The organism is Ancylobacter sp., from assembly GCF_965249975.1.
Lineage (GTDB): Bacteria > Pseudomonadota > Alphaproteobacteria > Rhizobiales > Xanthobacteraceae > Ancylobacter.
Genome location: NZ_CBDFNE010000014.1, coordinates 1 through 13,337, shown reverse-complemented (window position 1 = coordinate 13,337; position 13,337 = coordinate 1). Strand labels below are relative to the sequence as shown.

Genomic DNA, 13,337 nt, shown 5'->3' with positions numbered 1-13,337 from the left:
GGGCCGCGTCCGGGAGGCGGGGCATGCCGGGGCTTGCGGCCCCGGCCGGCCGGTCACTTCAGATCGACGCCGTAGAATTCGTGGCGGCCGAGCGGGCTGACCTTGTAGTCCACCACTTCCTTGCGGGTCGGCTCATAGACCACCGAATGGGCGATGGTGAACCAGGGCGCCTCTTCCTTCACGATCACCTGCGCCTGCTCATAGAGCTTGGTGCGCTCGGCGGTGTCCGAAATGGTCTTCGCCTTGTTGATCAGCGCGTCGAAGTCCTTGTTGCACCATTTGGACAGGTTCTGGCCGCCCGGGCGGGCCGCGGCGCAGCCGAGCAGGAAGAAGAAGTTGTCCGGGTCGCCATTGTCGCCGGTCCAGCCGAGCTGGCCGGTCATGTGCTCGCCCTGCTGCAGCCGCTTGCGGTACTCGCCCCACTCATAGGAGACGAGCTTGGCGTTGACGCCGATCTTGGCGAGGTCCGCCTGCATGATCTCGGCGATGCGCTTGGCGTTCGGGTTGTAGGGGCGCTGCACCGGCATCCACCACAGATCGATGTCGAGCGGCGTCTTCACCCCGGCATCGGCCAGCATCTTCTTGGCCTTCTCCGGATCGTAGGGGTAGTCCTTGATCGCGGTGTTGTAGGACCAGATGGTCGGCGGGATCGGGTTGATCGCCGCCTGGCCGGCGCCCTGATACACGTCCTTGATGATGGCGGCCTTGTCGATCGCCATGTTGAAGGCCTGCCGGACTTCCTTCTTGTCGAAGGGCGGCTTCTGCGTGTTGAAGGAGAGATAGCCGATGTTGAGGCCCGGCTGGGAGATCAGGTTGACCACCGGATCGGTCTTCATGCCGGCGATGTCGGCCGGGTTCGGCGCGATCATCACATGGCACTCGCCCTTCTTCAGCTTGGCGTAGCGCGCGGTCGGGTCCGGGGTGATGGCATAGACGAGATTGTCCAGCGCCGGCTTGCCGGCGAAATAGGCCGGGTTGGCCTTGTAACGGATCACCGCGTCCTTCTGGTAGTTGACGAAGGAGAACGGGCCGGTGCCGACCGGAATCTGGTCATACTGCTCGGGCGTGCCCTTCTTGAGCAGGAAGTCGGCATATTCCTTCGAGGTGATGGTGCCGAAATCCATGGCGAGATTCGCCAGCATCGGCGAATTCGGCTCGGTGAGCACGAATTTGACGGTGTAATCGTCCACCTTGTCGATCGACTTGAGCAGATCGGGCATGCTCATGTCGTTGAAGTAGTCATACGCGCCGCCGGTGACCTTGTGGTACGGGTTTTCCGGCTTCCACTGGCGCTCGAACGAGAACAGCACGTCGTCCGCGTTGAAATCGCGGGTCGGGGTGAAGCCGTTCACGCCGGAATGAAACTTCACGCCCTTGCGCAGCTTGAAGGTGATTTCCTTCCCGTCGTCGCTCACCGTCCAGCTCTCGGCGAGGGAGGGAACGACCTTGGTCGTGCCACGCTCGAACTCGACGAGCTGGTTGTATACCGGGCGGGCGGCGTCGAAGCTGGTGCCGGTGGTGTTCAGGGCGGGGGTGAAGTTCTCCGGGCTCCCTTCGGAGCAATAGACCAGCGTCTTGGCGGCGTAGGACGGCGCGCACAGCGCCACGAGCATTGCAGCCGCAAGGGCTGCCTTGGCAGGAAAAGCCGGCATCTCTGAATTCCCCTCTCATGAACCGCGCGATCCGTGCCCATTGTTTGGGCCGGCCTATTGCGTCATCGCGACGGTCCGATTTCACAACTGAAACACGTGTCCCACTATTGCGCAATCGTACCCCACCCCCCGACCTAAGTCGTATTCCCTAGCGTCATTCACGGGATCGCGCCTTCCGTCGAAGGGCGGATGCACAGCGCCGCACGACGTTGTAAGAGAGGCGGCCGGCCTCGGGTGCCGGTACGTCCGGGAGAAGTCGCATGAGTGCCGCGCCGTCCGCCGCCAAGGTTTCCTTCGACTGGGCCGATCCGGTCGATTTCGATGCGCAGCTGACCGAGGAAGAACGCCTGGTGCGCGATACGGCGCGCGACTATGCGCAGGAAAAGCTGCAGCCGCGCGTGACCGCCGCCTATATGGAGGAGCGCTTCGATCGCGAGATCATGAGCGAGATGGGCGCGCTCGGCCTGCTCGGCCCCACGATCCCCGAGGAATATGGCGGGGCGGGTCTCGGCTATGTCTCCTACGGGCTGGTGGCGCGCGAGGTGGAGCGGGTCGATTCGGGCTACCGCTCGGCGATGAGCGTGCAGTCCTCGCTGGTGATGCACCCCATCAACGCCTATGGCAGCGAGGAGCAGAAGCGAAAATTCCTGCCGAAGCTCGCCACGGGCGAACTTGTCGGCTGCTTCGGCCTGACCGAGCCGGATGCCGGCTCCGACCCCGCCGGCATGCGCACCCGCGCCGAGAAGATCGACGGCGGCTACCGCCTCTCCGGCGCCAAGATGTGGATCACCAATTCGCCGATCGCCGATGTCGCGGTGGTGTGGGCCAAGTCCGCCGCCCATGGCGACGAGATTCGCGGCTTCCTGGTGGAGCGCGGCATGAAGGGGTTCACCACCCCGAAGATCGAGCACAAGCTTTCGCTGCGCGCCTCCATCACCGGCGAGATCGTGCTGGATGGGGTCGAATTGCCGGAAGAGAACCTGCTGCCGAACGTTTCCGGCCTGAAGGGCCCCTTCGGCTGCCTCAACCGCGCCCGCTTCGGCATTGGCTGGGGCACGATGGGGGCGGCGGAAGCCTGCTACAGCGCCGCGCGCCAGTACACGCTTGACCGCAAGCAGTTCGGCAAGCCGCTGGCGGCGACGCAGCTGATCCAGAAGAAGCTCGCCGACATGGCGACCGAGATCACGCTCGGCCTGCAACTCGCCCTGCGCGCGGGCCGGCTGTTCGACGCCGGACAGCTGCCGGTGGAGACCATCTCCATGCTCAAGCGCAACAATTGCGGCAAGGCGCTCGACATCGCCCGCGCCGCCCGCGACATGCATGGCGGCAACGGCATTTCCGGCGAGTTCCCGGTCATGCGCCACATGGTGAACCTGGAAACGGTGAACACCTATGAGGGCACGCACGACATCCACGCGCTGATCCTCGGCCGGGCTATCACCGGGCATCAGGCGTTCTTCTGAGCGCGACTTGTTCGTCATCCGACAGCCGTCATCCCGGAAGGACCGTCAGGTCCTCTCCGGGATCGCGTGACGTGAAGGCTGTTCGGGGCGCGATGGCGGCTCTGCGCTTCGCTTCGGCCGGGATGACCGGTGTGAGTGCAATGCGACCGGAGGCCGCCTCCGCTCAGATGCTGTACATCAGGTCGGCATTGGGGGCGTGGGAGAAGATGACCATGTCGTGCAGCGACATGCCGTCGAGAATATCGGACATGGCGTCGCGTACCTTGCTCATGGTGATGCGCACCGAGCAGGTGGCGAGGTCCTCGCAGTCGTCGCAGGCCACATAGGCGCTCTTGCTGGCGCAGCTGAGCGGGGCCAGCGGGCCGTCGAGCACGCGGATGATATGGCCGATGCGGATCTCGCGCGGGGTCTTGGCCAGCGCATAGCCGCCACCCGGCCCCTTCTTGGAGCGCAGCATGCCGGCGTTGCGCAGTTCAAGCAGAATGGCGTCGAGGAATTTCTTCGGGATGTGGTTGGCGGTGGCGATCTCCTGCCCCATCGCGCTCGCGCCCGGTTCGAGCCGGGCGAGATAGAGCATCGCCTTCAGGCCGTATTTGCCCTTGTTGGTCAGCATGTCCGCTTCGTCATGTCGCCGCCCCCGGGGTTGGATGGAAGGGCGGGCGGAGCCGGGCACCGCCGTCCTTGCCGGCAAAATGAGCGACCGGCGCCGATTCGGCCAGTGCCGTGCCGGCGGTCAGCGCGCAGCGGCGCCCGTCTCGACATTGGCGGCAAGCTTGCCCGCGTCGCGCGTTTCCGGCACGGGATGCAGGAACAGCACGGCGGCGATGACGGCGCCATAGGCCAAGGCGAATAGCAGCTTGTCGCGGGTGCGGCGGAGGCCGGTCTGGCTCATGGTCACTCTCCAGTCGGAGAGTAATCTATCGACCATGTAGGAATATGTAAAGGGTCAGTCGTCATCCAGCCCGCGCGCGGCGGTCATCAGATTGCCATTGCCCTCGAACGCGGCGGTGAAGGCGGCGACGCGGCGGTCGATGCGGATGTCGGAGGCGCGCAGCGGCCGGGCCAGCGACAGCCCTTCCAGCGAGCGGGCGCGCGAAAGGGCGACATAGGCCTGGCCGGCGGCGAAGGCGCCGGCGTCGAAGTCGATCCGCACATCCTCCAGCGTCAGTCCCTGCGCCTTGTGGACTGTCACCGCCCAGGCCGGCACGAGGGGCAGCTGGGTATAGGTGCCGACCACCTTGGCCGCGACCTTGCCGGTGGCGTCGTCCCAGTCATAGCGGATGCGCTCCCAGCTGGTGCGCTCGATCTCGACGATGCCGCCGCCGTCGAGCCGGACATAGGCGCGGTCCGGAGCGAGGCCGGTAATGGTGCCGACCGAACCGTTGACCCATTGCCGCTCGGGATGGTTGCGCACCGTCATGACGCGGGCGCCGACCTTCAGCGCCAGCGTTTCCGGCACCGGCAGGCGGTCATTGGCGAGATCGAACTCACCCTCGCTCTTGCCCTCGAACAGCCGGCCGTCGTCGTACAGCGCTTCCATGCCGCGCCGGTTATAGGCGTCCACCCGCGCATTGGTCGGCGCCAGCACGACCGGGATGCGCCCGGGGCGGTGGTCGCGATGCGAGGCGGCGTTGATGGCGGCGATGGCATCGCCGACAAAGCGGCCGGTGCGCAGTTCCGCCAGATGCTGGACGAAGGTGTCGTCGGTCTGGCGGTAGACCTGCAGGAAGGGCAGCCGCGCCGGCTCCACCTCGCGCAGCACGCGGGCATCGAAGGCGAAGGGGCCCTCATAGCCGAGATGGCCGAGTATCTCCCGTTCGGCCTGCGGCACGACCGGCGGCAATTGCAGGAAATCGCCGACCAGCACCACCTGCACCCCGCCGAACGGCTCGGGATTGCCGCGGGCAATGCGCAGGCTGCGGTCCACCGCGTCGAGCACATCGGCGCGGACCATGGAAATCTCGTCGATGACGAGGCGTTCCAGCTTCTTCATCAGCGTGCGCTTCGGCGAGCGCGGGCGCACCTGGTCGGGGTCCATCAACCGGGGCGGCAGGCCGAAGAAGGAATGGATGGTCTGCCCGCCGAGTTGCAGCGCCGCGACGCCGGTGGGGGCCAGAAACGCCTGATTGCCCCCGCCATGCTTGCGCAGCGCGTGCAGGAAGGTCGTCTTCCCCGTGCCGGCGCCGCCCAGCACCATGATGAGCGGCGCACCGGAACCGACCAGCGCGAGCGGCCCGGCAAAGGCATCGGCGGGGAGGGAAGGGCGAATCGGCAGGGCGGCTTTCTCGTTCATCGGCGCAATGGAGCACAGGAGGCCCGGCGGGGCGACTGGCGCGCGCGGACGGTCAATCCGAGGCCGTCAATGCAGCTTGATCAGCACCAGCCCGGCGACAATGAGCGCGGCGGCGATGAGGCGTTCGCGCCGCAGCGGCTCGTGCAGCACCACCACCGCGATCACCGCGCCGAACAGCACGCTCGATTCCCGCACGGCCGCCACCAGCCCGATCGGCGCCTTGGTCATCGCCCAGATGGAGATCCAGTAGGCGGCGAGCGACATCGCCCCGCCAGCAAGGCCCGGGCCGAGGAAGGAAAGGGTCGGCGCCAGCGCGCGCGGCCCCTTCCAGGCGAGGCCGAACAGGGTGATGACCAGGCTGTCGGCGACGAACAGCCAGGAGGTGTAGACATGCGCCGAACTGGCGCTGCGGGCGCCGAGCCCGTCCACCAGCGTGTAGGCGCTGATCGACACGCCGCACATCAGGGCGAGGCGCAGCGCGGTGCGGTCGATGGCGGCGATGCCGGCGCGCGGCCAGGCGAGGGACAGGATGCCGAGCGCCAGTAGCCCGACCCCGAGAAAGCCCTGCGCATCCACCGCCTCGCCTACCAGCGTCACCGAGAGCACGGTGGTGAGCAGCGGCGCGCTGCCGCGCGCCAGCGGGTAGACCTGCCCCATATCGGCGCGGCGATAGGCGCCGGAGAGCGTGAGGTAATAGACGAGATGGATGGCGACCGAGGCGGCGATCCACGGCCACACATGCGCCGCCGGCGGACCGAGATGCAGCGCCACCGGCAGGGCGAGCACGCCGCAGGCGGCATTGACCAGCACCACGGCGAGAAACGGATCGAGCCGGATTTTCAGCACCGCGTTCCAGCCGGCATGCATCGCGGCGGCGGCGATGACGGCGAGGAAGACGGAAAGGTCCATGGGGCGACCGGCCGGAGGAGGGAGGCCGGGCTCTACCCGATTCCGTTCGCCCTGCCGAGAATTATCGCGTCCATGGCTCTTGATCAGGGCCACGCCGGCGACGAGGGGGCGCGCTGTGTGATCCCGTCAGGGGCTCGGTTCCGGCAGGCAGAGCAGAGCCTTCAGGCGCTCGAACGCCGCATCGGATGACGGCTCGCGAAGGGCGGCGATGCAGAGCAGGTGGTAGGAGTCGCGCCACAGCCCCGTCAAGGGTTGGAACGTGGCGCCCGAAGCCCGCAGCTTCCAGTCGATCCTCGCCGTCCCTAGGGGAAGTGGGCAGATCACGGATGCGTGGGGCCGCGGGAGCCGTCCCGGTGGCGCTCCGATTTACGTAGATTCACCACTTATCGATGATCGGCTCGACGGCTACCTCGTCGGCGTGATGACGCAGCGTAACAGTCGCTCGCGTCGGACGTGAAGGAGCGTGTCGTGCCGGAATTGATGTGGAGCAACAAGTTCTATTATTCAGTATTGGCAATTATTGTTATTGTTGTTTATTTGCTATTCATATTGTGACGAATTCAAATGATGAAGAGCGTGAGAGTCCGTCCGATAATTCACGGTACGCGAGCAATGCGTCTGACGAGTGTCATGATGGATGCAGCGTAGAGAAGCGTCTTGGCGGATTCCATAGTCGCTTCTGGGTCTTTCCAAAGACGCCGGTTCCGGTTGATCCATGCGAAGAACCGTTCAACGACCCACCGCCTGAGATGGACTGCAAAGCCAATCTGATCTGGCGGTTTCCGGAGGATATCAACATCGACAAGTGTCGCGTTGCGCGGCTTGCCACCGGAATAGCCCATGTCTGCAAAAGCTTTTACCACGAACGGAAAGGACTTGCGCAACAGGGGCAGAACCGGGATCGCGCCATCCCGATCCCCGACGTCAGATGGTTGGGGATCAAGAACGAGAGCGCGACCATCCGTATCAACCATAGCTTGACGTTTGCGGCCCTTGACCTTCTTCCCTTCATCGTAACCGCAAGGTCCACCACTCTCGGTGGTTTTGACGCTCTGACTATCCAGAACAGCGGCGCTTGGTGATGCCTCTCGGACTGTCCGCTCTCGATCCATCATGCCGAGACGATGATTGATGCGCGTGAAGACGCCAGCGTCGCGCCAGTGGCAGAAATAGCCAAACACAGTTCTCTTGGGAGGAAGGTTTTTCGGGATCATACGCCATGGGATGCCGCCCCGCAGAACATAGAAGATGGCGTTGAAGATTTCGCGCAGCGGCCGGACTGGTTTACGCCCTCTCGACGCTCGGTCTGGAAGAAGCGGAGCGATCACTTCCCATTCAGCATGCGTCAGGTCGGCTTCGTATCGTGGCCGATTGCGACTATACTGTCGCCGGGTGGTCGGGTTCCACATAGCGTTTCCGTTTAGGCATAAGTCGGCCTGGAATCAGTAGTTAGGCGAAAATTCCGGCCATCTGCGGGAGAACTATGTCATCGGTTGCCGGACTGACGTTGACGTTAGGTTCAGGGGAGTTCTATCGTCGCGCTATTCAGGGGAGAGGTGGGGTATGAGGTTGCTCTTGCTCGGAATAGCATTGCTACAATCAAGTTTTGCATTGGCGGGCGAGATCGCCCCTATGAATTCAGCCTCGCTGTTCTCGCAGAAGTGGGCTGTTTGCTCAGGGCTCTACAGCCGCCTTCAAGCCAAGATGAGTCACCGCTTTGAAGGATGTTCCATGAGCAAGGACGAGTATCTCATTATCTATCCAATTCCAAGTCTTGTCGCCACTCTAATCAACCGGGAGCGAGCCAAGGGAAGCCCTTTGACAGAGGAAGAGGTGATCCAGATCCGCGACAATTGCGAAGCGGTTGCCGTTCCGTCCGACGTTGCCCGGAAGATCGATGAGGCAAGAGGTTACCTCGATATCGATCCCGAAAATTGCTGGGAGGAGTGGCAACGAGCCCGAAAAGAGCTGATGGACAGTTAAGTGCCAGTTCCCCATCCGACTATCGAATTTTCGCACCGGCTCTGAGGGGAATTGAGGTTCCTTGCTCAATGCAGCTTGATCAGCGTCACCCCGGCCACCACCAGCAGGGCGGCAAGGAGGCGTTCGGGGCGCAGCTTCTCGTGCAGCACCCACACGGCGAAGCCGGCGCTGAACAGCACGCTCGACTCGCGCACCGCCGCCACCAGGCTGATCGGCGCCCGCGTCATCGCCCAGACGCACAGATAATAGCTGACGAACAGCATGGCGCCGCCGATCAGCGCCAGCCCCCAATGCCGCCGCACCGGCGCGAAAAAGGCGGTGCCCTTCCACAGCAGCAGGCCCAAAGCCACCAGTACGGCATCGGCGACGAACAGCCACGCCGTATAGACCGAAGGTGAGCCGAGCCGCCCCGCCGTGCCGTCGATGAGCGAAAAGGCGGTGACCGCTGCCCCCGAGCCGAGCGCCAGCGCGAGCGCGGCCGCCTGCGCGGCTTCGCCCCGGCTGCGCCAGCCGGTGACCAGCACGCTGGCGGAAAGAAGCGCGATGCCGGCGACGCCGATGGGGCGCACCGGCTCGTGCAGCACAAGAATCGCGACGGCGGCGGTCATCAGCAGCGCACCGCCGCGCGCGACGGGATAGACGAGGCCGAGATCGGCCCGCGCATAGGCGCCGACGAGGCACCCATAGAAGGCGAGATGCGCGCTCATCGAGCCCGCCATCCACGGCCACAGCGCCGGCTCCGGCGGGCCGAGCGCCAGCGCCACCGGCAGCGCCACCACCCCGCCGCCGAGCACGACGAGAGTAAGCGCCGAGAGCGGATCGAGCCGCAGCTTCAGCAGCACGTTCCAGCCGGCCTGCAGAAGGGCCGACAGCAGCACGACGAGAAGAACAGCAAGGTCCATGACAGGGCCGCGATGGGGACACTACGTCGTTACCCCACATCGCGGCCGCTGGCGAGGGCGCGTCAGACCCCGAGCTGGGTGACGAACTTGGTGTTCACATAGGCTTCCATCGCCTCGGTGCCGCCTTCCGAGCCATAGCCGGAATCCTTGATGCCGCCGAACGGCACCTCAGGCAAAGCGAGGCCGTGATGGTTGATCGACACCATGCCGCTTTCCACCCGGCGGGCGAACTCGTCGGCGCGGGCGGAGGAGGTGGTGTAGGCATAGGCCGCCAGGCCATAGGGCAGGCGGTTGGCCTCGGCGATGACCGCCTCGGTGGAGGTGAAGGGCATGATCGGCACGACCGGGCCGAAGGGCTCCTCATTGAGGATGCGCGCATCCGGGGAAAGGCCGGTGAGCACGGTCGGCGCGAAGAAATAGCCCTTATTGCCGATGCGCGAGCCGCCCGTGTGCAGGGTGGCGCCCTTGGCGAGGGCGTCGGCGGTCAGCGCCTCCATCGCCTCGACCCGGCGCGAATTGGCCAGCGGGCCCATGCGCACGCCGTCCTCAAGCCCATTGCCGACCTTCATCGCCTGCACAGCCTCGGTGAAGCCGTCGACGAAACGGGAATAGAGGTCTTCATGCACGAGGAAGCGGGTCGGCGAGACGCAGACCTGCCCGGCATTGCGGAACTTGGCGCCGGAGAGCAGCTTGATCGCCACTTCCACATCCGCATCCTCGAACACCACGGCCGGGGCATGGCCGCCCAGTTCCATGGTGACGCGCTTCATATGCGCGCCGGCCAGAGCGGCCAGCTGCTTGCCGACCACCGTGGAGCCGGTGAAGGAGATCTTCTTCACCACCGGGTGCGGGATCAGATACTGCGAAATCTCCGCCGGCACGCCGAAGACCAGATTGACCACGCCCGCCGGCACGCCGGCATCGGCATAGGCGCGCACCAGCTCGGCGCAGCTCGCCGGGGTCTCTTCCGGTCCCTTGAGGATCACCGCGCAGCCGGCAGCCAGCGCGGCCGAGACCTTGCGCACCGCCTGGTTGATCGGGAAGTTCCACGGGGTGAAGGCGGCGACCACACCCACCGGCTCGCGGTGCACCACCTGCTGCACGCCGGCGGCGCGGGCGGGAATGAGCCGGCCATATTGCCGGCGCCCTTCCTCGGCGAACCAGTCGATGATGTCGGCGGCCGCCAGCGTTTCCACCCGCGCCTCGGGCAGGGGCTTGCCCTGTTCCAGCGTCATCAGGGTGGAGATGGCCTCATGGCGCTCGCGCAGGAGTTCCGCCGCCTTGCGCATGATCTTGTAGCGCTCATGCGCCGGCGTGTGGCGCCACACCGCGAAGCCCTTTTCGGCGGCGGCGAGCGCAGCGTCGAGATCGGCGCGGCTGGCATGAGCGAGCGTGCCGAGCACCTCTTCGGTCGCGGGGTTGATGACGTTCTCGCTGGCGGGCGCGCCGCCATGGTCACTGCCCCCGCGCCATTGGCCGTCAATAAAGAGCTGAACCTCGGGGTAGGACACGGAATGGGGCATGGCCGAACCTTTCACGACAGGATGCTGGCCGCATACCTAATGCTCGCGACGCCGGACGGGAAGGGGGCGCGAGGGGCTGCCGTAGGGGCATCGGTTGCCGTTTCGGCCGGGCGAGGGAGGCTCAGCGCAGCCAGGCGCTGAGCCGTGCGGCGCGGCGCGGGCGAGCGAGCGAGGGCGGCGTCGTGAACCGCCGCATCACTCTCAGGCGCAGGAAGCGCCTCAGCACATCGCGCCACAGCGCGGCATAGGCGATCGGCCCGGCGCGGTCGTCCGCCACCGCCAGGCGCGGGGGAAACAGCTGCCGGCGCAGCACCTGCCCGCCGCACCCGCCACGGCGTGGAAGCAGAGGTCAGCAGCACCAGATCAGGGCTCGGCTCGTCCGCCGGCGTTGATGGGTGCCGCCCGAGATTGGCGACCACGTCGGGAAGCAGCGTGCTCACTTCCGCCGGCAGCGGCGCCATGGGGGGTGGGCAGGGCGAGGCAGGCGCTGGTCAGATGCAGCGCCGCCTGCGCCCCCCTGCGCAGGCCGAAGCGGTCGCACAGGCGTCCGAATTCCGGCGTGCCGATGTCGCCGCCGGCCTGTTCCAGCACCTCGGCGAGGTCCCAGACCATGGGTCAGCGGCGTGTCGAACAGATGCTGTTCGAGGTGGTGGCAGAGATAGAGCGGCAGAAGCCGCCGGCTCGGCACGAGGAAGGGGGCGCCGCCGATCTCGGCTCTTTCCGCCTCCGCCCACAGCGCGTGCAGAAGCGCGGTGCGGTCCGCCTGGCCGACCCTGTCGCCGAGCGCCCAGTGCAGTGCCACCGGCAGACCGGCCGGCAGGGGGCGAGTAAAAGACGCGATTATAGGCGGTCTGGCGCCGCGAAAGCAGCGTGGCCCGGTTCATGCCGGTGGCGCGCAGTGAGAGCCAGCGTTCCGCCGGCAGGGGCACCATCAAGGTCAGCGCCGTCGCGCCGTCAGCGGCATTTGCCACGTGCAGAAGGGCGGTGCGCCCCGCGCCGAGCGCCACCTCCTCGCCCGCCAGTCCCTCGACGGCAGGTGGCGGCGAGGGGCGGTGCACCTGTTCCAGCACCAGCGTGCCGGTGGTGCCATGGGTCCAGTAGCTCGCGGTCTGGAAGGCGCCGTGCAGATTGTACCATGGCAGAATACGCTCGAAGCCGAGGCCGGGCTGCGCGGCGGGGCAGCAGCAGCGGCTCGCTGGCAAAGGCGGCCGCTTCGGCGGGGCTTGGCGGGGGAATAGGCGCGCATCTGCGCCGTGGGGTTGGCCTTCCAGCCGCCGCGCGCCTTCTCCCGCCGCGCCCGGCGCAGCAGCGCCTGAGCGGCTTTCACCATGCCGGCCGGGCCGAGCAGGCGCGCGACCCGGAACAGCAGGGCGGCGCCGCTGACCACGCGCTCGTGCTCGCCCTCGCCGACGATCAGATAGGGGCGGATCGCCTAGCCCTGCGGAAAATGCCGGCGCAGCAGGATCTGCGCCCTGGGCGAACAGACGCTCACCCGCGCCATTTCAGGCGCCCGCACGCCGATGAGCTGCGTCAGTGCCGAGCAGCTGACGCATTCATCGTCGAAGATCAGCGTCGCCGCATGAGCATGGGAGCGGATCAGGGTTCGACTGGGAAGCATAGGCCGATCCACGCGCAGCCCGAGGCTGCACGGCAGTCCTCTTCACCGAGGCTGCCGCACGATTCCCCCGAGGCCGCCGCCTGCCGGGTCGGCATCATCACGCTGAGCACGAGGCCGGCGGCGAGGCTCTTGGCAGCGGTGGCGCCCAGAGCGCGGGCGGTCGAGGGAGGCAGCCTGTACAGGCGAGGCGCGCGGTGGGGTCGGCGCCGTCGAAGTCCATGACGGCGCCGAAGGCCGACAGGCGCAGGACAGGGGAGGCCGCATGCGCCCGTTCCGTCGTGGGGACGCCCGGCCGATGCGCGGCCGGGCGGGGAAGGTTCAGCGCGTGTCGCCGCAGGATGTCGCGCTTGCCGGCATGGTTGGCCGGGCCGACAATGCCTTCGTTCTCCATCCGCTCCATCAGCGAGGCGGCGCGGTTGTAGCCGATCTGCAGCCGGCGCTGGATGTAGGAGGTGGACGCCTTCTTGTCGCGCAGCACGGTGGCGACCGCCTGATCGTAGAGATCGCCGGTATCCTCGGCACCCATGGCCGACTTGTCGAACACGGCCGCGTCCTCGACCACCGGCTCCTCGTCCTCGTCGGCCGTGACTTCTTCGAGATATTCCGGCCGGGCCTGGCTCTTGAGGTGCTCGACCACGCGCTCGACCTCCTGATCGGAGACGAAAGGCCCGTGGACGCGGGAAATGCGCCCGCCGCCGGCCATGTAGAGCATGTCGCCCTGGCCGAGCAGCTGTTCGGCACCCATCTCGCCGAGGATAGTGCGGCTGTCGATCTTGCTCGTCACCTGGAAGGAAATACGGGTCGGGAAATTGGCCTTGATGCTGCGGGTGATTACATCCACCGACGGGCGCTGCGTCGCCATGATGAGATGGATGCCGGCGGCGCGGGCCATCTGGGCGAGGCGCTGGATGGCGCCTTCGATCTCCTTGCCCGCCACCATCATCAGGTCGGCCATTTCGTCGACCACGATGACGATGAAGGGCAGGGGAGCGAG

At 66.4% G+C, this 13,337-nt stretch carries 14 protein-coding genes; 2 read left to right on the top strand and 12 right to left on the bottom strand.

The annotated features are described in order from the left end of the window. Positions 1-53: 53 nt before the first annotated feature. Positions 54-1,652 (bottom strand): ABC transporter substrate-binding protein, encoded by a 1,599-nt coding sequence (locus ACP2AH_RS10600; RefSeq protein WP_425105768.1) that lies wholly within the window; start codon positions 1,650-1,652, stop codon positions 54-56. 260 nt (positions 1,653-1,912) lie between these two features. On the opposite strand from ACP2AH_RS10600, the gene ACP2AH_RS10595 reads away from it, so the two are divergent. After that, complete coding sequence (locus ACP2AH_RS10595; RefSeq protein ID WP_425105767.1) at positions 1,913-3,115, top strand: acyl-CoA dehydrogenase; 1,203 nt, start codon at positions 1,913-1,915, stop codon at positions 3,113-3,115. A 163-nt stretch (positions 3,116-3,278) separates the two neighbouring features. On the opposite strand, the gene ACP2AH_RS10590 is transcribed toward ACP2AH_RS10595, so the two are convergent. The 5 genes from ACP2AH_RS10590 to ACP2AH_RS10570 all read right to left on the bottom strand — a co-directional run bounded on the left by ACP2AH_RS10590 (position 3,279) and on the right by ACP2AH_RS10570 (position 7,726). Then, positions 3,279-3,728, bottom strand: a complete 450-nt coding sequence (locus ACP2AH_RS10590) for an RrF2 family transcriptional regulator (protein ID WP_421697032.1) — start codon at positions 3,726-3,728, stop codon at positions 3,279-3,281. Positions 3,729-3,848: 120 nt separating this feature from the next. Next, entirely contained in the window at positions 3,849-4,007 is a 159-nt protein-coding gene (locus tag ACP2AH_RS10585; RefSeq protein WP_162841810.1) for a hypothetical protein, read from the bottom strand. A 54-nt stretch (positions 4,008-4,061) separates the two neighbouring features. Continuing rightward, complete coding sequence (locus ACP2AH_RS10580) at positions 4,062-5,408, bottom strand: ATP-dependent DNA helicase (protein WP_425105766.1); 1,347 nt, start codon at positions 5,406-5,408, stop codon at positions 4,062-4,064. 66 nt (positions 5,409-5,474) lie between these two features. After that, the gene (locus ACP2AH_RS10575) at positions 5,475-6,317 is read right to left on the bottom strand and encodes an EamA family transporter (RefSeq protein ID WP_425105765.1); all 843 of its coding nucleotides are present in this window, start codon (positions 6,315-6,317) and stop codon (positions 5,475-5,477) included. A gap of 596 nt (positions 6,318-6,913) precedes the next feature. After that, positions 6,914-7,726, bottom strand: a complete 813-nt coding sequence (locus ACP2AH_RS10570) for an IS5 family transposase (protein ID WP_425105764.1) — start codon at positions 7,724-7,726, stop codon at positions 6,914-6,916. A gap of 322 nt (positions 7,727-8,048) precedes the next feature. Here ACP2AH_RS10570 and ACP2AH_RS10565 point away from each other — a divergent pair, with 322 nt between their 5' ends. Continuing rightward, entirely contained in the window at positions 8,049-8,300 is a 252-nt protein-coding gene (locus ACP2AH_RS10565) for a hypothetical protein (RefSeq protein WP_425105763.1), read from the top strand. A 65-nt stretch (positions 8,301-8,365) separates the two neighbouring features. Here ACP2AH_RS10565 and ACP2AH_RS10560 read toward each other — a convergent pair whose 3' ends face one another. The 6 genes from ACP2AH_RS10560 to ACP2AH_RS10535 form a co-directional block, all read right to left on the bottom strand. Further along, on the bottom strand, positions 8,366-9,202 hold the full coding sequence (locus tag ACP2AH_RS10560; RefSeq protein ID WP_425105762.1) for an EamA family transporter: 837 nt from the start codon (positions 9,200-9,202) through the stop codon (positions 8,366-8,368). Positions 9,203-9,264: 62 nt separating this feature from the next. Further along, positions 9,265-10,725, bottom strand: coding sequence for an NAD-dependent succinate-semialdehyde dehydrogenase (locus tag ACP2AH_RS10555; RefSeq protein WP_425105761.1), 1,461 nt, complete (start codon positions 10,723-10,725; stop codon positions 9,265-9,267). A 121-nt stretch (positions 10,726-10,846) separates the two neighbouring features. Beyond that, a complete protein-coding gene (locus tag ACP2AH_RS10550; RefSeq protein WP_425105760.1) occupies positions 10,847-11,038 on the bottom strand; it encodes a hypothetical protein in 192 nt (63 codons plus the stop codon). A 50-nt stretch (positions 11,039-11,088) separates the two neighbouring features. Next, positions 11,089-11,337, bottom strand: coding sequence for a hypothetical protein (locus ACP2AH_RS10545; protein ID WP_425105759.1), 249 nt, complete (start codon positions 11,335-11,337; stop codon positions 11,089-11,091). 820 nt (positions 11,338-12,157) lie between these two features. Continuing rightward, positions 12,158-12,343 (bottom strand): hypothetical protein, encoded by a 186-nt coding sequence (locus ACP2AH_RS10540; protein ID WP_425105758.1) that lies wholly within the window; start codon positions 12,341-12,343, stop codon positions 12,158-12,160. A 97-nt stretch (positions 12,344-12,440) separates the two neighbouring features. Beyond that, on the bottom strand, positions 12,441-13,337 hold an 897-nt coding region (locus ACP2AH_RS10535), incomplete at its 5' end, for a DNA translocase FtsK (RefSeq protein WP_425105757.1).